This is a genomic window from Brevibacterium sp. HMSC063G07, from assembly GCF_001810665.1.
Taxonomy (GTDB): Bacteria; Actinomycetota; Actinomycetes; order Actinomycetales; family Brevibacteriaceae; genus Brevibacterium.
The window spans coordinates 56143-78470 of the sequence record NZ_KV802333.1 but is presented as its reverse complement, the minus strand read 5'-3'; the positions used below and the strand labels follow the sequence as shown (position 1 = coordinate 78470).

Here is a 22328-nt window from a genome sequence, read left to right as displayed (position 1 = left end):
CTCAGCCCGGCAGGGTCACCAGCCTCGTTCGGCCAGGCGGTGGGGTGCGGGGAGGTCAGCGACGTTGATGCCGACCATCGCCTCTCCCAGGCCGCGGGAAACATCTGCGATGACGGCCGGATCGCTGTAGTTCTTCACCGCGGTGACAATGGCCTTAGCTCGGGCTTCGGGATTGCCGGACTTGAAAATGCCCGAGCCCACAAACACGCCGTCAGCACCCAGCTGCATCATGAACGCAGCATCGGCCGGGGTGGCAACACCTCCTGCAACCAGCAGCGGAACCGGCAGGCGACGCTCGCGCGCGGTTTCAACGACGAGTTCGTACGGGGCTTGGAGTTCCTTGGCGCATACGTAGAGTTCGTCCGGCGCGTTTTCGTACAGGGAAGCGATTTCGCTGATTTCGCGATTGAGCGTGCGGATGTGCTTAGTGGCCTCCGAAACGTCGCCGGTACCCGCCTCACCCTTCGAGCGGATCATGGCCGCGCCCTCGTTGATGCGGCGCAGGGCCTCGCCCAGGTTGGTCGCACCGCAGACAAACGGGACCTCGAAGGCGTGCTTGTCGATGTGGTGGACGTAGTCGGCTGGGCTGAGAACTTCAGATTCGTCCACGAAGTCCACGCCAAGCGACTGCAGGACCTGTGCTTCGACCTGATGGCCGATGCGGGCTTTGGCCATGACGGGAACGTCAACGGCCTCGATGATCGAGTCGATGAGGTCCGGGTCGGACATGCGGGCAACACCGCCCTGCGCGCGGATATCGGCGGGCACGCGCTCCAAAGCCATGACCGCGCACGCTCCCGCATCTGCGGCTATGCGGGCCTGTTCGGCCGTGACAACGTCCATGATGACGCCGCCCTTGAACTGCTCGGCCAGTCCTCGCTTGACCATGCTCGACTGTGCGGCGGTCTGATGTCCGGGTGCTGTCATGGGGTTCCTTTCGGTCTTCGGCCGTCGCAGTTGGTGCAGCTGGCGCGGCTGCGGCGGTCCTGTGATGTGACTTTGCCCATCGTGGCCCGCAAAGCGGCGCAAAGCGAGGTCCAGTTCAGCCTGAAACAGATAGACCACTTAGCTGATGGTCGGCTACTGTCTGAGCATGGCCCGCACCCCTCGCCCCGTGACTCTGCCTGTGTCTGTCGACCGTGCGGCAAGCGCGTCGCTTCCCGTGCAGATTGCCGGACAGCTGCGCACCCTCATTGAAACCGGAACTCTTGCCCCCGGTGCTGAACTGCCTTCAACCCGCAGCCTCGCCCACCTGGCAGGAGTTTCACGCGGCACGGTCGTCGCCGCCTACGACCAGCTGACAGCAGAAGGTTGCATTGTGTCCACCGAAGGGTCCGGCACGATTGTCAGCCCCGACCTCGCAGCAGTCCCCCGCCCAATGGCCCCAGATGAGCCGCGCACCGCGGGCGGTTCCGGCGTACGCGGGCAGGCACCTCGGGAGCTGGGCACCGGAATGCACGGAAGCAACACGGTCAGCGAGACCAAGGCGAACGTGACAAGTCGCGCGAAGGCGGGCTCCGCCAGGTCAATCAGCCTCCTGCCGTCGCGCGTGGACGGCTCCGGGATCGTGTCGCCCATGTGGCGGGCAGCGTGGCGGTCGGCCGCGAGTGCTGCCGAAGACGACTTTCGGGCAGGGACCGCTGAACCGCTGGGCCTTGGCGAGCTGCGAGCCGCGTTTGCCGACAGGCTTCGGCGGGTACGCGGTATGCACGCCTCAGCCGAGCGCGTGGTCGTCACCGCAGGCGCCCGCGACGGTCTCCGGCTGGTACTGGACTGCCTGCAGCGGCGGATGAGGCGAGATGACAAAGCGACCGGGTCAGCGGGGTCGGCTGGGCGTCCGGTGCTGAGCATCGGCATTGAGTCCCCCGGCTACCCGGGCCTGAGGCGGGCTGTCGAGGCTTTGGGACACCAGCTGATTCCTGTGGCCGTTGACGATCACGGACTGGTTCCCGAACGGATTCCTGCCGGTTTGGATGCGCTCATTGTGACACCGTCGCACCAGTATCCGCTGGGCGGTTCGCTGCCGCTGGCCAGGCGTCTGGCGGTTTTGGCCACCGCCGAATCGCACGGTTTTGCGGTGATCGAGGATGATCACACCGCCGAATTCCGATGGGATGCGGCACCCTTGCCGACTCTGGCAGGACTTGCTGTTGCCGGGCGGACGCCGGTTGTTCTGCTGTCATCGCTGGCTTCTCTCATAGGTCCCGGCATTGCTCTGGGGCACCTGCACGTCCCGGCGGAGTGGTTTGACGACATTGCGGTTCTGCGCGCACAGCTGGGTGCGCCGGTGGGGCGGATTCCACAGCGGGCAGCCGTGAAGCTGATCGAATCTGGCGGTTTGGAGCGCCACGCGGCTGCTGTGCGCGCCCAGCACCGGATCAAGCTGGATGTTGTGCGGACCTTACTGGGCCGTGTTCCCGGGTTTCATGTTGACGAGGTGCCCGGTGGTCTCGCTGCCGTTGTCACCATGGACCTGCCGGAGGCTGAACTGGTTGCCGCAGCCGAGGCGCACGGGGTTCGAGTGCAGCCGCTGTCGGAGTATTGGGCTGGCGGCCTGACTGACGGCGGTGGTGACTATGCGGGGCTGCCTGACGGTGTCGTTGTGGGTTTCGGCGGACCGGAGGACGAACTGCACACGGGACTGCGCAGGCTTGTGGAGGCCTCACGTTCACTGAGGTGAGCTGAAGTGCACCGGTTCAGCGCACCGTGTGATTTTCAAGCCAGGGGTTAGCCAGCCCGATGAACGCCGCTTCGACAATCAGCAGGGGTGCGGTGTTGGTCTGCAGGCGTTCGCGGGCGAGTTCCAGAACATCAATGCGTTTGAGTGTTGTCGTTGCGTCGTCTTGTTCTGCGATTTCGCGGATGAGTTCGGCTTCGCTGATGTTGATGAGTGTGTCGCCGCTGCCCAGCTGGGTCAGCAGGACGTCGCGATACAGCGAAAGAAGTTCCAGCATGATCGAATCAAGTTCATCTGCCCGCGCCCGCACTGCTCGGCGCTTCTGTTCTTCTTCCAGCTTCTTGACCTGCGGCCGCAGGGCTGGTGGAACTGCTTTGCCGGGTTCAACGCCGAGGGTTTCGAGCAGTTCGGCGCGCTCTTTTTCCGAGCGGGCTTTTGTGCGCTCTTCTGCGCGTTCGGATGCCGCTTCGACCGTTCGACCTGCCAGCCGCACTGTCGCTCCGACGGATGTGAGCCGACGCGGGATTTCGAGGATTCTGCGGCGGGCCTGGGCGGCATCGTCGTCCAATGCCAGGTGTTTAGCTCGCCCAATGTGGTTTTGCGCGGCAGCCGCAGCCCACCGAGCACGTTCGGGGTCGACGCCGTCGCGGCTGACCAGCAGCTGTGCGACGGCTTCGGTCGGCGGGATTCTCAAACCGACGGTCCGACAGCGCGACCGGATGGTGGTGAGAACGTCTTCGGGGCTGGGTGCGCAGAGGATCCACACTGTGGAAGGCGGTGGTTCTTCGATGGCTTTGAGCAGCACGTTGGACGTGCGCTCGGCCATGCGGTCGGCGTCTTCGATGATGATGACGCGCCAATCAGCGTTGACCGGGGAACTTTGGGAGGTGCTGACCAGCTGACGCACTTCGTCAATGGAGATGACGGACTTCTGCGTGCGCAGCATTGTCATTGATTCGTGCGTGCCTGCCAGTGCTCGCTGAGCTGCGGGACTGAGGCTTTCGCCGTGGTCTTCAGTCAGCAGCGCAGCGGCGAAAGCCCGGGCGGCGTTGGACCGGCCTGAACCGGGTGGGCCCGTGATGAGCCACGCGTGTGTCATCCCCTGGCCTGCGGCAGCGGCGGCGAGTTCGCCGATTGCGGCCTCTTGGCCTACGAGGTCGTTCCACACGCTCAACGGCGCCCCCTGCGGGCTTGGCGCAGCCGTTCACGCGCTTGACGTTCGAGTTCGGTCTGCCTCCGCAGCTTGTCAGCGCTCTGCTGCGGTTGGGACGGCAGGATTCTGGTTGCGGCGTCTGCATCGGGACTTACGGCGGGTGTGTCCGGAAGAATCGCGTCTGCTTCCGGCACCGGAGTCGGCTGAGGCGGCAAAACGACCGTCGCCGGCGCGGCTTCGTCGCCATCGTCCTGAGAGCTTTCGCCGTTGTGGTGCGCTTCAACATACTGCTGGCCGCTCTGGGTGAGCTTTTGTTCCTCTTCGGCCTGCGCGAATTCATCGTCAAACGGCATGGCCTGTGTGGCGTCGGGGTCATCTGAGGTCAGCAGATCTGCCGCAGAGCGCCGCGACGGACCGGACGCAGCATCCGCCGGTTGCGGACTGCGCCCCAGACTTGCAGCGTCAAGTGCCCGGTCAAGGGCAGCCGCAATGTCCTCCGAGACCTTCTGGACGGGCTGATCGGCGTTGATGACGACGTACCGGTGCGGGTTTTCCCTGGCCAAAGCGAGGAAGCGTTCGCGCACACGCCCGCGGAACTGCGCTGACTGTTTGTCAAGGTGGTTTTCATCGCCGCGCTGTGATGTGCGTGCGGCGGAGGCTTCCGGGGAAATATCCAACAACAGGGTGAGGTTGGGCATGAGCCCATCAGTTCCCCACGCCGACAGTGCGAAGACGTCTTCTTCTGCAAGTTCGCGACCCGCGGCCTGGTAGGCAAGCGATGAGTCGATGTAGCGGTCAGTGACCACAACTCCGCCGGACCGCAGGGTGGGGTCGACCAGCGATGCTACGTGGTGAGCCCTGTCAGCGGCGTACAGCAGAGCCTCCGACTTCGGCATGACTCCCTGACCCTCAAGGATTGCGGCGCGGATCTGCGCGCCTTTGTCGGTTCCACCGGGTTCGCGAGTCAGTTCGACATTGTGCAGCCCCCGGTCGGCCAAATATTTGCCGATGAACTTGATCTGGGTTGATTTGCCCGATCCGTCAGGGCCTTCGACGGCAATGAAGAAACCGCGCTGCGCGGTCCGCGGGGAGGGAGTGCGCAGACCTTCACCTGGCGGCGCCTGCCCCTGCGAGCTCTGTTCTGCCTGGTTCCCAGCCGGAGCGTGGACTCGGGTTGGTGCGTCGGAATCGTCTGGGGCGTAAGGCTGTGCGGGATCGGCGTCCCCTGTTGTCCGGGAGCGAAACGCGTGGACGATGTCGACGCCGATGCCGTGAATGCCTGTGGGTGAGAACAGGAACAGAGCGGCAATTCCGCCGCCGGCGGCGAGCAGACCCACACTGGACACGGCAACTGCCGAACCGGTGATCTTCCACGTTGATGCTTCGCTCAACACCACCGTGAAGCGCGCATCCAAGCTGAGGATGAGCAGAGTGATGATAGCGCCGATTCCCAATCCGATGCGCCGCGAGATCTGGTAGTCCTGCGCCCGCACGCCCACGCCGACAGCGAACGCCGCTGCCCCGAACAGCAGAGCAGTGCCCGAAACTTCGTGGACCATGCCGCCGAAGATGGCGAGTATGCCCGCGCCGATCAGCGAAAAGGCGGTGAGTCTGGGTCGGGTCATACCGGGAGCAAATGTCGGCCCCGCTTCGTAGCCTGCAGCCCAGCCGATCAGCACGGCGCACACCATGAGCCCCAGGCTCATAATTCCGAACGATTCGTCAGAAGCAGTGGGCACAATCACTACGAAAATCGAGCCGATTACGCCGAACAGAGCGTACACCGGCCACGGAGCGCCCACGTCTACGTGTGCACGGGCCTGCCGCAGAGCGCGCGTGAGCGGAAATGCCCCGGTTGAGGGAATCCGGGAGCGCTGCAGCGGCGAGACGATAATGAGAACACCGGCCAAGATGATGACAATGCCTGAAGTGAAAACAGTCCAGGGAACGGCGAGCATTCCGGCACCGATGCCGGCTCGAATCTGCGCGACTGCGCCGATGAAGAAGAAGATTCCTGCGGCAACCGTGCCGGCCCGCCAGGGTTTGGTGTGAAGTTCGGGGGTGTGAATGACCTGCAGGGAAATGAGCGCGCCGAGGAAAAGCGCGGCGATCGCACCCATCCACACCGTCGAATACACGCCGAACACAATGAGGACCACGCCCGTCAACACGGACGTGATGGTCAGAATCAGAGTGCGCTGCGAAACGTCCATTGCGCGGACGCGCTTAAGCGGCAGAAAGCTGCCGATGCTCAAAAGCACGATAGCCGCCAAGTAGGCGGGGTTGGCGAAGTTCCGGTTGAAATCGCCGTCAGCTTCGCGCTGCACAACGGCGGCGAGCGCACCGCCGCGGGCAGAAGCCCCAAAGCCCACGACACCTGCCAGGGAGTATGTCAGCAGGACCGAGGACATCACGGCCAGCCACGTTGCGGCTTCGAGAACCGCATGCCCGATGACACCGCGCTGCGGACTGATGACCGCCATACGCTCAGAGGTGTCTGTGTTCGGACCGCCGAAAGGCTGGTCGGCCGAAAGCCTCTTGTCACTGCTCATATGCTGACCTCCTGTCTCCTGACACTCCCAGCCTACGTTGACCCCCTGACATGACGCTGAACAGACACGTCCCGGCCCGCTACAGTGTTTCCGTGCCGACACTCCATTTCCTGCCCCGCGGTCACGACGATCCGCTGACAGCGCTCTCTTTAGCCCGGGTGCTTCTTGATTCGGTGCGCGAAGGCCGCAGGCCCGGCGCGCTGCGCATCTACCGGCCCGAGCCGACCGTTGTGTTCGGCGGACGAGACAGGTTCCTCACCGGGTTCGACGAAGCGGTGGGAAAGGCGCGCACAGCCGGGTTCACTCCCCTGCTGCGCACACTCGGCGGGCGCGTGGCCGCCTACCATCACGGCAGTCTCGTCATCGACCACGTGGAGCCCGCAGACCAGATGTTCACGGGCACAAAGGCGCGCTTCACCTCGTTCGGCGACATGTACGTGCGAGCCCTCCGGTCGGTGGGGATCGATGCGAGGCTCGGGGAAATCCCCGGCGAATACTGCCCGGGCGAGCACAGCGTCAACGTCGCAGGAAAGATCAAGGCGATCGGCACGGCACAGCGGGTGACGAAGACAGGGTGGCTGTTCTCATCGTCGGTGGTCATCACCGACCCGGCACCCATCCGATCCGTGCTGACAGAAGTCGAAGCGGCTCTCGGGGTTGACTGGGACCCGGCCACCGGCGGGGCAATCAGCGAAGTCCACCCGGATGTCACTGTCGACGCCGTCGAACGGGCGTTCACGGCGGAGTATGCGCGCGAATACGACCTCGAAGCCTCGGAGTTCTCAGCCGAGGAAATTGACGCGGCCGCCGCGTACAACTCAGTCAGCAGGCTCGACTCCACTTGCTAATGCAGATCCACGCTTTAATGCAGCGCATTAGCGCGTGCATCTGCACTGCGGAGTGAAAACGGCCCGACGCGGCTGCGCAGGCAGCCCAGGGTGAAAACAACCCACGGGCACAGCGCCGCCACCGCCATCCCGTTCACGCAGTTTTAGCTTCACTGCAAGAGTGAGTTAACCGACGAATACGACGGTGTAGAGGTTCGAATTTCGGTCTGCAGAAAGTACACCCGTGAACCTCACTCGTCTTGCACCAGCAGTCCTCGCCATCGGTTTGGCAGTCAGCTTCGGCATCACACCCGCCGTTGTCAGCACACCCGGAGCCACGGCCCCGGTAAACGCGCAGACCGCCCCGACTGGCGCCTCGTTCGCTCGGACCGCCACCTACCCCGTCTACGAAAACCGCCCCGAAGGCGCCGACATCGCAGACGAAACCGTTGCCGAAATCTCCGACATCTCCGAAGACGGCAAGACGATGGTCTACACCGACGCGGCGGGCAAGCGCATTGGTTTCCTGGATGTCAGCGATCCCGGCAGCCCCAAGGGACTCGGCACTGTCAGCCTCGCAACTCTGGGCAACAAGAGCGACGAACCGACGTCCGTCGCGGTGGTCGGCGAGTACGTGCTCGTCGTCATCAGCGAAACCGGCAAGGACTACGAAGACCCCAAAGGCCGCGTCGACGTCATCAAACTGGAAGACCGCAAAAAGGTCGGCTCCTACGATCTGGGCGGCCAGCCCGACTCGATTGCCATCAGCCCCGACGGCAAGCACGCCGCAATTGCGATTGAAAACGAACGCGACGAAGACAAGGGCGACGGCGGTCTGCCCCAGCAGCCGACCGGCTTCGTCCAGACGATCAAGCTCGAAGGCGACCCCGCCTCGGATTGGAAGCCCGCCCCTGTTCGCTTCCACAATGAGGACGGCACTCCCCTGCCCAAGGTCGCCGAGGCTGGCCTTGACACTCCTGAGGACCTCGAACCTGAGTACGTTTCCATCAACAGCCGCAACCAGCTGGCTGTCACCCTGCAGGAAAACAACGGTGCGGCGATCATCGACCTGAACACCAATGAAATCCAGACCGTTTTCAGCACAGGCAGCGCTGATCTTGAGAATGTCGACGCCAAGAAGGACAAACTCATCAAGCCCACGGACTCGCTGAAGGGCGTGCCGCGCGAGCCCGATGCGATTGCGTGGATTGACGATAAACACCTGGCCACCGCCAACGAGGGCGACTGGAAGGGCGGCAGCCGCGGATGGTCGGTCTTCGACAGCAGCGGCAAGGTCGTGTGGGATGCGGGTTCGTCGATTGAGGACATCGCCAACCGCTACGGTCTGCACAATGAGAAGCGCGCCGAAAAGAAGGGTCCGGAAATCGAGGGCATTGCGACGGCCACCATGAACGGCACCCGCTACGCCTTCGTCGGTTCGGAGCGTTCGAACTTCGTGGCCGTGTACAACGTCGACAACCCTGCCAAGCCTGAATTCGTGCAGCTGCTCTTCAGCACCAACGGTCCCGAGGGCATCCTGCCGGTGGAAAACCGCAACATGCTGTTGGTCTCCAGCGAAGTCGACGAAGCCAAGAACGGCGTGCGTTCGGCCGTCAACGTCTACCAGCTGTCGGACAAGAAGGACCCACAGCCGTCGATCGTGGCGGATAAGTCCGAACTGGGCTTCAGCGCTCTGGGCGCACTGACCGCCCACCCGACCGACGCGAAGACCCTGTACGCCGCATCGGACTCCGCTCTGGCCGAAGGCCGCGTCTACACGGTCGATGTCAGCGACAAGAACGCACCCGCCCGCATCACCGACGCTCGTTCCGTCATGAAGGACGGCAAGCCTGCCGAGGGCCTCGACATTGAGGGCATTTCCGCACGTGAGGACGGCGGTTTCTGGATTGCTTCGGAAGGCAAGACGGGTAAGAAGAACGCCATTCACCGCGCCGACAGTGACCTCAACATCAAAGACAGCATCAGCCTGCCGGACGATGTTTCCAAGCACGTCGGCAAGTGGGGGCTTGAAGGCGTTGACGCAATCGACGACGGCAAAGGCGGCGAATACGTCTACGCCGCCCTGCAGCGTCCCCTGTGGAAAGACCCCGAGGCGAAGAAGCTCGAAGCTCTCGAAGGCGATAACAAGGTGCGCATCGGCCGGTACAGCACCACCGACAAGACGTGGGAGTGGTTCTCCTACGAACTCGACTCCACTGACAAGAACGGCGACTGGATCGGCCTGTCCGAACTCACCGTGGTCGACAAGAACACCCTCGCCGTGATCGAACGCGACAAGCAGAACGGCCCGAACGCTGCGATTAAGCGCATCATGAAGGTCACGCTGCCTGATGGTGCTGAGGCTGGCGGTGCAGTTGAGACTGGTTCCGCTGACGAGGCGCCAATCGCCGGCAGCGGCACCACTCCGAGTGCTGACGGCTCGGGTTCGGGTGCCGACAGTGGTGCCAAGGCTGCAGAGGAAAGCGCGAAGCCGCAGAAGGTTCAGAAGGCTGTTGCGGTTGACGTGTTGCCCAAGCTTCAGGAACTCAACGGCTGGACACAGGAAAAGCTGGAAGGCTTCACCATCGCGGCTGACGGGCAGGCCTACGCCGTCACCGACAACGACGCACTTGAAGACGCAACCGGCGAAACCGTGTTCCTGCGGTTGGGCAAAGTCTTCGACGGCGCAGAAGACTCGGCAGAAGAACCTGGTGACAACGCCGCCGAGGGCCCCTCGGACAAGCCCGCCGAAGATGCTGACGACGCAAAGCAGGGCGACGGTTCCAACGACGGCTCCGCAGACGAGCCGACGGAAGGCGCTGAAGACGCTGAGCCGGGCGGCGCCTCGGGAGACTCTGACGATGCGGGTTCGGCAGACGAGGCTGCCAACGGGGCCGAAGACGGAACCGACAACGGCGCTGGTGACCAGGCTGGCGAGAACGAGGGTGATAAGGCAACCTCAGAGGCGAAGGAACCTTCTTCGCAGGGCGGTTCACTGCCGCGCACGGGTGTGAGCATCGCAGCAGCGCTTGCGGCGGCCGCTGTTTTCATCGGCGGAGGCTTCGGCCTGCGCGCTCTGGCCCGCCGACGCGGCTGACCTCCGGCCCGGCGACTAGCCCCTTGGTCGCTTGGCCGCCTGGCCACGCAGGTTCACTCTTTAATGCGGATACACGCGCAAATGCGCTGCATTAAAGAGTGAACCTGCATTAGCGCGCAAAACCAGCCTGGCTCACGGGCACGAGGCGGTGCTTGAGGGAGGGTTTGGTTACATCTAGGACCGCTGGTGTGCAGCTGGGCGCAGAACAGCGTCGAGCACCGCCGTTCCGTATTCGACGGATTCATCTGCGGCCAGATCGACAGCGGTTCGGACGGGACTTGTAATGGCAAAGCCCCGCCAATCAGCGATTTCTGCTGCGCTTATCTGCCTGCGCCTCCTATGAACAGTCTCACCTCTGCGCGACAGATTCGGGTTGACCAGTTCGACGGCTCGAGGAACAGCTTTGACGGGCAGCCCCTGCAGCAAAGCAGCGGTCGAATGGCTGAGGACATCATCCGGGTGCGCTGCCTCAGCGATCAGCGCTGCCTTCGCGGTATGCAGATTCGCCTGCATTTTCCGCCATGCAGGATTGCGCTGTTCTGCGTCCGCACGGGCAGCCAAATCAACCGTCGCCTGATCCGCAAGCTGCCAAAAGTGCCGGTGCCGCGGGCATAGTCGCACAACCACATAAATCCCGCGGTGCAGGCGTTCAATGCAACACGAAACGGCTGTGACCGCAGCTGTCCCATTTGGATGCCGCAGGTCACCGCCATTTGGTTGGTGAAAACACTATGCGCCCTTTTATGTCACCGCAGCATCTCGGATTCCACAAGGGGGTGTGCACATCCTGTGGATAACTTTGGTCGCAACGGCTGGCTCCCGCCCACCTTGTCGGCACCTCGTCTGGCCGCCCGCACTGCGCCAAGTTCACGCGGTAATGCGGATCCACGCGCTGATGCGGCGCATTAAAGCGCAAACCTGCATCAGCCCGCGGATCCAGCCTGGCTGCCGAACACAACAAAGCCCGGCCTGCGCGACTGTACGCAGACCGGGCGATGCGGTAGAAAATCAGTAGCTGGAGAATCCGTCTTCGCTCAGCACGTGCTTTTCAGTGCCGTCGATCGGCGGGTTGAAGATGCTCAGCAGCTCCATGTCTTCGTGATCGGAGGCACGCAGATAGTGCGGGTCGTGCTTGTCCAGCACGTAGATGACGCCGGGGGTTACGGGGTACACATTGCCGTCCGTGTCCTCAACATTGCCGGACCCCGAAATGCAGTAGCAGGCTTCGAGGTGGTTACGGTATTCAAGTTTCGATTCAGTTCCCTTGCGCACAACGGTGCGGGCAGCTGCGAAACCCATGTTGTCTTTTGCAGTCAGGACGCGCTGGCTGGTTCCAGCACCCCACTCAACGGATTCGACATCGTCAACGGAACGTGTGAACACGGTGCCTCCTATAAGTCGTATTGAGAAATACGTATGTTCATTCACGCTATGAAAATGTCCCCTGCGCAATCAAGGCGCAGGGGACATTTTCAGAGCTTACCTAGGATTCTCCCCGGCCGCAGTCAAAGGGCAGGCGGCTTCATGGAAAGATCGAACACAGCAGTTGGCAACATCCAAGCTGCTGACTTCGACGTCTCTTAGCACCATTGCCGAAGGCGTCCTCTCTCTTCCACGACGCGCCCGCGGCGAAAGCAGAGAAGACGCCCTCCCTATCCGTCACGACTTCTCAGCAGTGCTGGTTTTGGCCGTTGTCTTCTTCGCAGCGCCGGTCTTCGCAGCGCTGGTCGTCGAAGTGCTCTTCTTAGTCGTTGTCTTCTTCGCAGTGCTGGTCTTAGCCGCAGTCGTTTTGCGCGCAGTGGTCTTGCGTGTGGTCGTCTTCTTCTTGGCAGGCCCCTTGGCGCGCTTTTCTGCCAGCAGCTGGAATGCGCGTTCGGCGGTGATGCCTTCGACGGTGTCGTCCTTGCGCAGAGTTGCGTTCGTGGTGCCGTCGGTGACGTAAGGACCAAAACGACCGTCCTTGAGCACGACCGGCTTTTCGGAGTTCGGGTCGGTGCCGAATTCCTTCAACGGCGGTTTTGCAGCACGGCGACCGCGAGTTTTGGGCTGTGCGAAGATCTTTTCGGCTTCTTCAAGCGTAATGGTGAAGATCTGCTCTTCAGATTCGATAGACCGGGAATCCGTGCCCTTCTTGAGGTACGGACCGTAGCGTCCGTTCTGTGCCGTGATGTCCACACCTTCGGCGTCCTGGCCGACAACCCGCGGCAGGCTCAGCAGCTTCAGCGCCTCTTCCAGCCCGATGGTGTTGAGGTCCATTGATTTGAATAGGCTCGCTGTACGCGGCTTGGGCTTCTTGGTTCCCCGCTTGGGCTTTTCGTCAGGTTCCGGCAGAACCTCTGTGACATAGGGGCCGAAGCGGCCGCTCTTGGCGACAATCGTGTGTCCGCTTTCTGGGTCTACACCGAGTTCGCGGTCGCCGTCGCCTTGTTTTTCGATGAGTTCGCGAGCCTTTTCTGCCGTGAGTTCGTCCGGGGCGAGGTCATCGGGCAACGACACTCGTTTGGGCTGTTCCGGGTTGTCGCCTTCGGCTTCGAGGTAGGGCCCGTAGCGGCCAACGCGCAGGTTGATGCCCTCTGCGATGTTCACCGTGTTCAGTTCACGCGCATCGATGTCGCCGAGGTTGTCGACGATTGCCTTCAGCCCAACGTGGCCAACGTCGGAGTCCATGCCCGCCGGCGCATCGTGACCGTCGTCGGCGCTGTTGCCGAAGTAGAAATCGCGCAGCCATTCGGCGCTGTTTTCATCACCCTTGGCGATTTCGTCGAGATCAGCTTCCAGACCAGCGGTGAACTGGTAGTCAACGAGGTCGTCGAAGTGCTCTTCTAGCAGTTTGACCACCGAGAATGCCAGCCAGCTGGGAATGAGCGCATTGCCGCGGGTCGTGACGTAGCCGCGGTCTTGGATGGTGGAGATGATTGCCGCATACGTTGAGGGGCGGCCGATTCCGAGCTCTTCCATGCGCTTGACCAGGCTGGCTTCTGTGAAGCGCGGCGGCGGTGCGGTCGTGTGGCCGTCGGCTTCCACCCGGTCGACCGACAGCGCGTCGCCTTCTTTGACGTCCGGCAGGCGGCTCTTGTCCTTTTTGTCGGATCCGTAGCGTTCGAGGTCCTGGCCTTCTTCGTAGGCGGCGAGGAATCCCTTGAACGTGATGACGGTGCCGCTTGCGGTCAGTTCGGCGCTGCTGCCGCTGCCGAGGTCGGCATTGATCCGCATGGTCGCGGTCGACCCCTTGGCATCAGCCATCTGGGATGCGACGGTGCGCTTCCAGATGAGTTCGTAGAGCTTGAATTCGTCGCCGCGCAGCTGCTTTGACACCTGGGCCGGGGTGCGGAAGTGGTCACCGGCGGGCCTGATGGCTTCGTGGGCTTCTTGCGCGCCCTTCTGCTTGGACGCGTAGATGCGCGGCTTGGAGGGCACGAATTCGGGGCCGTAGAGTTCGCCCACCTGGCGGCGGGCAGCTGAAAGCGCTTCTGTGGACAGGACCGGCGAGTCCGTACGCATATAGGTGATGTAGCCGTTTTCGTACAGTGACTGTGCGGTGCGCATGGCCTGGCGCGCGCTCATGCGCAGCTTGCGGCCAGCTTCCTGCTGAAGGGTCGAGGTGGTGAAGGGCGCTGCGGGACGGCGCGAGTACGGTTTGGTCTCCAGTGCCGCCACCGACAGTCCGTCTTTGGCGTCGCCGCTGAGTTTTGCGGCAAGGCCTTCGGCATCCTGCTGAGTGAGGATGCGAGCTTTGGTGCGCGGTTTGAGTGTGCCTTCGTCGGTGAAATCGCGGCCCTGTGCGATCTTCTGCCCGTCAACGGCGGTGAGCTTGGCCGCGAAGCTCTCCCTTTGACCGGGAGCCTGCAGGTCGATGTCGAGGTCCCAGTAGTCGGCTGAAATGAACGCCATGCGCTCACGTTCGCGTTCGACGACCAGGCGGGTGGCAACGGACTGCACGCGGCCGGCAGACAGGCCCGCACGGACTTTGCGCCACAGGACTGGAGAGATTTCGTAGCCGTACAGGCGGTCGAGAATACGGCGGGTTTCCTGCGCGTGCACGAGGTCGTGGTCGATTTCGCGCGTGTTCTCCAGCGCCCTTTCGAGAGCTTCCGGAGTGATTTCGTGGAACACCATGCGCTTGACCGGCACTTTGGGTTTGAGCACTTCCAGAAGGTGCCACGCAATGGCCTCGCCTTCGCGGTCTTCATCTGTTGCCAGGTAGAGTTCGTCGGCCTCTTTGAGCAACTTGCGCAGCTCGGTGACCTTCTTCTTTTTGTCAGGGTCCACCCGGTAGTAGGGCTTGAAGCCGTCGTCCACGTCGACCGCGAATTTGCCGTAGGGCCCTTTTTTCATGTCCGCGGGCAGTTCAGAGGGCTGCGGGAGATCCCGAATGTGTCCCACTGAGGCTTCGACGGTGTAGCCGTCGCCCAAAAAGCCGACAATCGTCCGCGCTTTCGTCGGGGACTCGACGATCACCAAACGACGTGGTTTCTTCTCAGCCACAGTTTTCCTTTCCACGGACACGCTGCGAATGTAACACCGGGCACTGACACGACGGCAACGCTGATGATCGCACCACCGTCTGTGAACTGCTTTCAGCCGCTGTCAGCAGCTGTACGACACGGCCCGGGTGCGTCCAGCTGTTCTCACCTGACTGTAACGGTCTCACTCGAGTACAGGGTAGACGAACCCGAGCGGGAGTATGTCGCGCACTTGCCTGACCAGCTGCTGGCACAGCTTGTCAGAATCGACTTCGAGCAGGGCGGCGAGCGCCCCGGCGACGGTCCGCAGGGTCATGCTCCCGTCAGCCACTCCGATGAATGCCGCAAGTGCGGTGTCGACCGTCAGCGTCTGCCCGAAGCCTGTCCCCTGGGCCATTTCGATGACGGACGGATTTTCGCTGCCGGGTTCGTGATGTCGGTGTTCGACGATGTCGGATCCGCGCACGAACGCCGTGGCTGCAAGTTCTGAGTCTTCTGCGCCTTCGAGCCATTCGAGCATCGCCATGCGGGTGTCGAGAAACGCCGCCAGTCCCGCCGCGTTTGCCCCGAGTGGTCCGCTGATGCGGTCAGCGGCCGCGAACGCCGAGGCAGCCGCGCTGCGTTTGAAGCGCACCCACCCGAAGGCGATCTGCTCGACTGAGCGGGCAGCGAAGTCGTCAAGCCAGGCTGCGGTATCTGCGTTCCACTGTCCACTGGCCCGAGCCACCCCGCCGTCGCGAATCCAGGTGTGCGCATAGGCGGTCGGAGTCAGCTGCTCACGTTCAATCACCATGAGCGATGTTTCGCCGGCGGCCGAACCCACACTCGCAGTCTGCTCGTGCTTGTGCCAGGCGACGGGGCCGGCCTCGGCTCCCGACTGGGCCACTTCCCAGTTGCCGAGCATGGCGGCCTGTCCGCCTTCGGTCAGGTGGCCCGGAATATCGCGCACCAGTGAGCGCATCAGCTGGTCACCCGGCAGCCCGCCGTCTCGGTACTCAAACTGCCCCCGGGCAGCCTGCGGCGTGATAACGAACGGCGGGTTGGTCACCAGCAGATCGACCGCCTGCCCGCGCAGTGGCTCCAGCAGGCTGCCCCTGCGGGTTTCGATGTTGTCGATCCCGTTGATCTGCGCGTTCAGCCGCGTGAATTCAAGAGCGCGCGCAGAGATGTCCGTGGCGATGACGCTGTCTGCGTGCAGGGCCAGAGCAAGCGCTTGAATACCGCAGCCCGTGCCGATGTCAGCCGCTGTTGTCACGGCTTCGCGCGGCGTGATCTCAATGAGAGTGCGCCCGGCACCACCGAGTCCCAGCACGTATCTCCCGTCGAGAACCGTCGGCTGGGTCAGCGTGCCGAAATCGGAGGCCAGGTAGAGGGTGTCGGGTTTGCGCTGCCCCACCAGCCGCGGCACGCCCACGGGCAGGGAGTACGGGACAATCGACACTGAACTCACGAGGCGCCGCTCGCCTTCCACCTGATACTCACCCGAGTGCTGATCACCTGAGTGCGATTCACCAGCATCGGCTGGGACCAGCAGGCCCGCAGCGCGCAGCGCACTGGTGAGATCAGCACCGAGTGCATCCTCAGCGCTGGCAGTGGGAACAGCATCCGCCAGCAGGAACAGCCGTGCGACAACAGCAAGCGAAGCGGAGCTTGTGCGCGCAAACCACAGGGCGGGCGCGGCATCGTTAGTCAACAGCGCCTGATCGACGTCAGGCCCCCACAGAGCTTTCAAACCCGGCTGTGTGTACTCCAGACTTTCCAGTGATGAGCGCAGGTGCGAGGGCCATTCAGACCCCGCGGTCTGGCCGCGGCCAGCGGGCTCTCCAGAACCCGCTGCTGCTTCAGAGCCTGCAGGCATTCCAGCAGCCCCCGCAGAGTCGATCTTGGGCACAGCCGGCAGTGAGCTTCGCATATTTCCTTCCAACAGCAGGCGGCAGACAGCGCATATCAAGCCTACGCACAACGCAGGCGCGTGAGAGAATGCGCGCATGCCGTCCGCTCTTACCGACCTCCTCACTCGCTTTGGCGAACGTGCCGACCGCGTGACGCACATTGAGAGCATTCCGCAGCGGCATGCAGTTACCGGTGACTGGCCCGACTGGGTGCATGACGACGTCACCGCGGTATTCGCCGGTACGGGCATCACCAAGCCGTACAAGCACCAGGTCGAAGCTGTGAACAGCATTGCATCAGGCACTGACACAGTGGTGGCGACCGGCACCTCGTCGGGGAAGTCCCTGACCTTCCTCGTGCCGATCCTCGACTCGATTGCCCGGACTCGCGACAGAGTCCGCCCGGCAACCTCCATATACCTGGCACCGACCAAGGCCCTGTCACACGATCAGCTCACCGCCGCAGCGAGCCTTCCCCTGCGGGGGCTGCGTCCGGCAGCCTTCGACGGGGATGCTTCGCACGCGCAGAAAGACTGGGCTCGCAGGTGGGCCAACCTGCTGTTCACCAACCCGGACATGCTGCATCGCTCGGTCCTTCCGGCCCACTCCCGATATGCGCGCTGGTTCAAATCGCTGCGGTTCATCGTCGTCGACGAAGCCCACCGGTATCGCGGCGTTTTCGGTTCACACGTGGCGCTGGTGCTGCGTCGACTGCTGCGCATTGCCGAACACTACGGCGCCCAGCCCGTTGTCATCGGTGCTTCGGCCACCATGAGCGAACCCGCTGAGACATTCGCTCGGCTGACCGGCCGCCGGGCTGCCGCTATCACCGACGACTGCTCGCCGCGGGCCGCCGGCGAATTCATCCTGTGGGAACCGCCGCTGCTGCCCGGGTCCGATGCCACAGACTTCATGCCGTCCCCAAGCCCCGACCCGGCAGACGCAGACCCTGCCGCGGCCCGTGACGCGGCTGCCCGCGACGACCACCAACTCCCCACGGCCGTGCCGCTTCCAGTCGACGCAGCTCGCCGATCCACAATCGCCGAAGCCGCAGACATGCTCACCGACACCACGTGTGCCGGATACCGATCGATTGCCTTCATCGCATCCCGGAAGGGAACCGAGGCTCTCGCAGGGGCGATCCGCACGGAAGTCGAAAGCATCGCGCCAAAACTGACGAAGACAATTGCCGCCTACCGCGGGGGCTATCTCCCAGAAGAGCGCCGCATGCTGGAAACCGCTCTGCGCAGCGGCAAGCTGCGCACTGTGGCTTCGACAAATGCTCTGGAACTGGGCATCGACATATCCGGTCTCGATGTGGTCGTCATGGCCGGCTGGCCCGGCACCCTTGCAGCCCTGTGGCAGCAGGCGGGACGGGCGGGCCGATCCGGTCAGCAGTGGTGCGCTGTTCTCATTGCCCGCGATGACCCGCTGGACACCTACGTGGTCCACCATCCCGAGGCGATCTTCGACACGCCCGTCGACGCCGGCGTCATCAACCCCGCCAACCCCTATGTCCTGGCGGGTCACCTGCTGGCCGCAGCCGCCGAACTGCCGCTGACAGCCGACGACTTCCCGCGCTTCGACGCCCACACCCACCCAAGCACGGGCCGACTCCCCACAGACCGGGCCACCACAGCCCAGCCCGAACAAGCAGATGAGCGGGGCGGCGCCTCGTCATCTCAAACAGCTCAGCTTGTCTCCCAGCTGACCGAACACGGAATGTTGCGGGCCCGGCCCACCGGGTGGTTCTGGACAAAAGCGGAATCGGCGGCCGCGCTGACCGACATTCGCGGCTCCGGCGGCGGGCAGGTCAGGCTTGTCGAACAGGAAACTGGCCAGCTGCTGGGAACGGTTGACGACGCCAGCGCGCACACACAGACCCACACCGGCGCGATCTACGTCCATCAGGGCGTCGAGTATCAGGTGCTGGACCTCGACTTGGACAGTTCGGTGGCGATGGTCCAGCAGGTCACGGTGGACTTCACAACACAAGCGCAGTCGACAACCGAAATCAGCATTGTCGAAACCCACGACCAGTTCGCCCTGCCCAGCGGCGTGCGCGTTTTCACCGGAACCGTCGACGTGACCGACCAGGTCACATCGTTTGTGCGCAAACAGAAGCGCACCGGGGTCCGCTTGGGGGAGTTCGAGCTCGATCTTCCCGCCCGCACCCTGCGGACCACGGCGGTGTGGTGGACGGCACCGGAGGGCCTGATAGCCGATGCCGAGGTGGATGCGGCGGACTTGCCGGGTGCGGTTCACGCGGCTGAGCACTGTGCAATCGGCCTGCTGCCGCTGTTTGCCGGCTGTGACCGGTGGGACATCGGAGGGGTGTCATCTGACAGACATGCTGACACCGGCATGGCGACGGTCTTCGTGCACGACGGTCAGCCGGGCGGGGCGGGATTTGCCGAGCGCGGCTTCACTGAGTTCCGTCGCTGGTGGCAGTCCACACTGGACACTCTGGACAGCTGCGAGTGCGCCAACGGCTGCCCCAGCTGCGTGCAGAGTCCCAAGTGCGGCAATGGCAATGAGCCGCTCGACAAAGACGCCGCCCGGCGCCTGCTGCTGCAGATGCTGACGTGAGGGGTGTCCTCACGAAAGCGAGGTGGCGCCCCGGGAGACAGGGCGGCCCGGCAGCCGTGTGCCGCCTCGCCGGGGCCTCTCGGCGCTCCCCTGCCGCACTCAGTCCGTGACGAGGCCGTTGTCGACCACGAGGTTCTGCCCTGTGACCGCCCGCGATGCCGGCTGTGCAAAGAACATGGCCGCCGAAGCGAATTCCTCCGGTGTGGTCACGTGCCCCAGAGGCGTTGTTGCTGCGATCGCGTCGAAGACGTCATCCGGGGTGGCAGCCGATGCGTCGGTGGTGCGCAGCAGGCCGCCGGACACCATGTTGACGCGCACGCCCAGCGGACCGAGGTCTTTTGCGAAAGTGCGCGTCAGCGACAGCAGGGCGGCTTTGGCGGCGGTGTAGTCGTGATACGGCACGACGGGGTTTTGGAACAGGTTGGTGCCGATGTTGATGATTCGGCCCGAGCCGATTTCACGGAACCCGTTCATTGCGGCCTGAATGACGTGGACCGCCCCGCTGATGGTGCCGCGGAACTGGTCGTCGAAAGCAGCATAGGAAATCGAGTCAGCGTCAGGGCGCTGGTCGCCGTTGAAGGAGAAGTCCACCAGGGCGTTGTTGACCACGGTGGTTACGGGCCTGCCGAATTCTTCGCGTGCGGCGTCGAACATGGCTTTGACTTCGCGGAAGTCGGTGACATCTGCGCGCACTGCCAGAGCATCGCCGCCTTTCGCCCGAATCTGTTCGGCAAGGCGAGACGCTTGGTCTTCCGAGTTGCGGTAGTTGATGACAACCGCCGCACCTTCGGCATGGAAGGCTTTGACGAGTGCGGCCCCAAGCCCGCGCGCGGCACCGGTGACCAGCACCAGCTGCTCGCGCACGGGCATGGCTGCTGTTGTGTGGGCTTGTGCGTTCGTCATTGAACCTCCCCGGGTATTGACCAGTGTTGGTCAGACTGCGTGGAGTTCCACTTTAACCCGGCTATCAGACCAGACCGATCCACTTCCAGTAGGTTGCGGACAGCAGCAGGACCAGCAGGTATCCGACGATCGTGATCGGGATACCCGATTTGAGGAACTGCTTGGCGGTGAAGGCCCCGGTTCCGTAGGCGAGCATGTTCTGCGGTGCGGAAATGGGAAGCAGGAATCCGAAGCAGATGAGGAACTGCTGGATGATGACGAACCCGATTCCGCCGCTGGCCGCACCCGGGATGGACTGTGCCAGGGCGATGAACACAGGGATGAGCGCGGAGCTGAGCGAGGTAGCTGAAGCAAAGCCCAGGTGGATGAGGATGGTGAAGATGCCCACGAGGGCGATCATGGCGAGCATCGGCATGTCGGTTACGCCCAGGGCCCCGAAGGTCTTCTCTGACAGCCACGTTGCCGCTCCTGTGTTCAGCAGCAGTGAGCCGAGCGAAATGCCGACGGCGAACACGATGAGCGTGCCCCAGTTGATGAGCTTTTCGGCGGTCTTCCAGGAGAACACTCCCACTCGGGGAAGCAGGAGGAAGCCGATGGCGACGATGGTGACGGTTGCCGAGCTGAATGGGTGCAGGACTTCTTCGGTTGCCCACAGGAACAGCAGGCACACAGCGACGATGATCAGGCGGATTTCTTTGCCGGTGATGGGGCCTAGTTCGGCGAGTTCTTTTTCAACTACTGCGCGGCCGCCCTGGATGTGGTCGACTTCGGGTTTGATGACGCGGCGCATGATGAAGAACAGGGCGATGCTCATGAGCACTGACCACGGGGCGGCCCACATGAACCACTGTCCCCACGAAACTGACTGGCCCATGGACGATTCGATGAAGCCGGTTGCCACGAGGTTCTGTGCGGCGGCGGTTTTGATGCCGACGTTCCAGATGGACACTGCTTGGGCTGCGGTGATGATGAGGAGTGCGCCCAGGCGCGAGTTGGTGGGCAGACCGAAGGCTGCGACCATGCCCAGGAGGATCGGCACGACGGCACCGGCGCGAGCTGTTGCGGAGGGGACGAAGAACGCGAGAATCGTTGAGATCACGATCGCGCCGATGAGCACGCTGCTGGTTTTTTCGCCGGCGACTTTCAGCACCATGAGAGCCAAGCGCTTGTGCAGGCCGGTGGCCTGCATTGCGGCAGCCAGGGCGAGCGCTGCGGCGACCAGTGCGACGGCCGCGCTGGAGAAACCGCTCAGGGCCAGTTTGATTGATTCGGTCGTGCCCATCGCTTCGGCAGAATCACCTTCGAGTGCCGGGGCGAAGGACAGCATGACGGTGATGATTCCGACGATCAAGATGGACGAAACCGTGTAGGTGACAGCTTCTGTCACCCACATGACGATGGCGAAGGCCAGCACGGCCAGGCCCATTTTTCCAGCAAGGGTCAGGTCGTCGCCGGTGGGAATGAACAGCACACCGATGAGTGCGGCACAGGCGATGAAGAACCAGACCGGTTTGAGGTTCAGGTGAGCGAGGAAGCCGTCAGGGTGTTTGCTGGAGTCGGCTTCCTGTACCTGAGAGACAACTGCCTTTTCCCGCTTGGCGGATTCGGAATCGCGTGATCGGCGTTCAGCCTGTTTGCGGAGGGGACTCTTGCCTGAGGTGGCCATAGCGTTCCAATCAGTCGGTGTGCTGCGAATTGAGAGGTTCGCTTTCGACGTTACTCCCTGAGCGCAAACGCTGCATGAACTGCCCCCGTTTTGAATTTTCAACCAGCGGCTCGTGCCTGCGGACCACCTGCGACGGCGGATCTTTTAACCGCCGGAAACGGTGCTGGCAGCTTCGCTTTGACTGTGATTTTGACCCGACCGAGATCCGGTCGGGCAATGCAGTCGTCCAATGTGAAGCCGTCAGCTTCGATGAGCTTCTTTGCAACGTCACAGGGCTCGCCTGGCTGAGTTCCCCTTGCGGCGTCCGCTGCAGCCAGGGCCGCGAGGTCGGCGCTGCCATCAGCACGAGCGGACACCAGAAGCACTCTGCCGGTCAGGCCAAGACCGGCTATGAGCACTGCGGCAATACCCATGATGCTGACCGCGATTACGGGCGTCGAACCACGATCTTTCGAACGATTGCGGTCTGTTTGCCGCTTTTGGTGCGCGTTCACTGTGCACCGCCTGGC

14 protein-coding genes are annotated in these 22328 nt (G+C 63.2%); 4 read left to right on the top strand and 10 right to left on the bottom strand.

Annotated elements, in window-relative coordinates:
• Positions 1-15 precede the first annotated feature (15 nt).
• The gene (gene pdxS, locus HMPREF2757_RS02800) at positions 16-927 is read right to left on the bottom strand and encodes a pyridoxal 5'-phosphate synthase lyase subunit PdxS (RefSeq protein ID WP_070573188.1); all 912 of its coding nucleotides are present in this window, start codon (positions 925-927) and stop codon (positions 16-18) included.
• A 166-nt stretch (positions 928-1093) separates the two neighbouring features.
• Here pdxS and HMPREF2757_RS02795 point away from each other — a divergent pair, with 166 nt between their 5' ends.
• Complete coding sequence (locus HMPREF2757_RS02795; RefSeq protein ID WP_176745869.1) at positions 1094-2680, top strand: MocR-like pyridoxine biosynthesis transcription factor PdxR; 1587 nt, start codon at positions 1094-1096, stop codon at positions 2678-2680.
• Between the two features lie 16 nt (positions 2681-2696).
• Here the strand turns inward: HMPREF2757_RS02795 and HMPREF2757_RS02790 are convergent, their stop codons facing one another.
• Together HMPREF2757_RS02790 and tmk are read right to left on the bottom strand one after the other, a co-directional pair.
• A complete protein-coding gene (locus HMPREF2757_RS02790; RefSeq protein WP_070573184.1) occupies positions 2697-3851 on the bottom strand; it encodes a DNA polymerase III subunit delta' in 1155 nt (384 codons plus the stop codon).
• Positions 3848-6382 carry a dTMP kinase gene (tmk, locus tag HMPREF2757_RS12080; protein WP_070573181.1) on the bottom strand — a complete coding sequence of 845 codons (2535 nt, stop codon included), beginning with the start codon at positions 6380-6382 and terminating at the stop codon, positions 3848-3850. Before tmk ends, HMPREF2757_RS02790 begins: the two co-directional genes overlap by 4 nt.
• Positions 6383-6474: 92 nt before the next feature.
• Between tmk and HMPREF2757_RS02780 the strand changes: the two genes are divergently transcribed.
• Complete coding sequence (locus HMPREF2757_RS02780) at positions 6475-7230, top strand: lipoate--protein ligase family protein (RefSeq protein WP_070573477.1); 756 nt, start codon at positions 6475-6477, stop codon at positions 7228-7230.
• A 223-nt stretch (positions 7231-7453) separates the two neighbouring features.
• Positions 7454-10306: an esterase-like activity of phytase family protein gene (locus tag HMPREF2757_RS02775; protein WP_070573180.1), complete on the top strand. Its 2853-nt coding sequence runs from the start codon at positions 7454-7456 to the stop codon at positions 10304-10306.
• Positions 10307-10480: 174 nt separating this feature from the next.
• Here the strand turns inward: HMPREF2757_RS02775 and HMPREF2757_RS02770 are convergent, their stop codons facing one another.
• The 4 genes from HMPREF2757_RS02770 to HMPREF2757_RS02755 all read right to left on the bottom strand — a co-directional run bounded on the left by HMPREF2757_RS02770 (position 10481) and on the right by HMPREF2757_RS02755 (position 16681).
• On the bottom strand, positions 10481-10819 hold the full coding sequence (locus HMPREF2757_RS02770) for a hypothetical protein (protein ID WP_070573178.1): 339 nt from the start codon (positions 10817-10819) through the stop codon (positions 10481-10483).
• Between the two features lie 495 nt (positions 10820-11314).
• A complete protein-coding gene (locus HMPREF2757_RS02765; protein WP_070573176.1) occupies positions 11315-11689 on the bottom strand; it encodes an ectoine synthase in 375 nt (124 codons plus the stop codon).
• 276 nt (positions 11690-11965) lie between these two features.
• The gene (gene topA, locus HMPREF2757_RS02760) at positions 11966-14791 is read right to left on the bottom strand and encodes a type I DNA topoisomerase (protein WP_141750146.1); all 2826 of its coding nucleotides are present in this window, start codon (positions 14789-14791) and stop codon (positions 11966-11968) included.
• 162 nt (positions 14792-14953) lie between these two features.
• Positions 14954-16681: a class I SAM-dependent methyltransferase gene (locus HMPREF2757_RS02755; protein ID WP_256278254.1), complete on the bottom strand. Its 1728-nt coding sequence runs from the start codon at positions 16679-16681 to the stop codon at positions 14954-14956.
• Between the two features lie 76 nt (positions 16682-16757).
• On the opposite strand from HMPREF2757_RS02755, the gene HMPREF2757_RS02750 reads away from it, so the two are divergent.
• Positions 16758-19250: a DEAD/DEAH box helicase gene (locus HMPREF2757_RS02750; RefSeq protein ID WP_070573172.1), complete on the top strand. Its 2493-nt coding sequence runs from the start codon at positions 16758-16760 to the stop codon at positions 19248-19250.
• Between the two features lie 99 nt (positions 19251-19349).
• Here the strand turns inward: HMPREF2757_RS02750 and HMPREF2757_RS02745 are convergent, their stop codons facing one another.
• From HMPREF2757_RS02745 to HMPREF2757_RS02735, 3 genes are all read right to left on the bottom strand, one after another.
• Positions 19350-20153, bottom strand: a complete 804-nt coding sequence (locus HMPREF2757_RS02745) for a 3-oxoacyl-ACP reductase (protein ID WP_226829247.1) — start codon at positions 20151-20153, stop codon at positions 19350-19352.
• A gap of 64 nt (positions 20154-20217) precedes the next feature.
• A complete protein-coding gene (locus HMPREF2757_RS02740) occupies positions 20218-21819 on the bottom strand; it encodes a DASS family sodium-coupled anion symporter (protein ID WP_070573171.1) in 1602 nt (533 codons plus the stop codon).
• 98 nt (positions 21820-21917) lie between these two features.
• A complete protein-coding gene (locus HMPREF2757_RS02735) occupies positions 21918-22313 on the bottom strand; it encodes an Rv3654c family TadE-like protein (protein WP_256278253.1) in 396 nt (131 codons plus the stop codon).
• Between the last annotated feature and the right edge of the window lie 15 nt (positions 22314-22328).

Coding starts and splice junctions, on each gene's coding strand:
- pdxS (WP_070573188.1), bottom strand. CDS start 927: ATGACAGCACCCGGACATCAGACCGCCGCACAGTCGAGCATGGTCAAG.
- HMPREF2757_RS02795 (WP_176745869.1), top strand. CDS start 1,094: ATGGCCCGCACCCCTCGCCCCGTGACTCTGCCTGTGTCTGTCGACCGT.
- tmk (WP_070573181.1), bottom strand. CDS start 6,382: ATGAGCAGTGACAAGAGGCTTTCGGCCGACCAGCCTTTCGGCGGTCCG.
- HMPREF2757_RS02770 (WP_070573178.1), bottom strand. CDS start 10,819: ATGCAGGCGAATCTGCATACCGCGAAGGCAGCGCTGATCGCTGAGGCA.
- HMPREF2757_RS02755 (WP_256278254.1), bottom strand. CDS start 16,681: ATGCGAAGCTCACTGCCGGCTGTGCCCAAGATCGACTCTGCGGGGGCT.
- HMPREF2757_RS02750 (WP_070573172.1), top strand. CDS start 16,758: ATGCCGTCCGCTCTTACCGACCTCCTCACTCGCTTTGGCGAACGTGCC.
- HMPREF2757_RS02745 (WP_226829247.1), bottom strand. CDS start 20,153: ATGACGAACGCACAAGCCCACACAACAGCAGCCATGCCCGTGCGCGAG.
- HMPREF2757_RS02740 (WP_070573171.1), bottom strand. CDS start 21,819: ATGGCCACCTCAGGCAAGAGTCCCCTCCGCAAACAGGCTGAACGCCGA.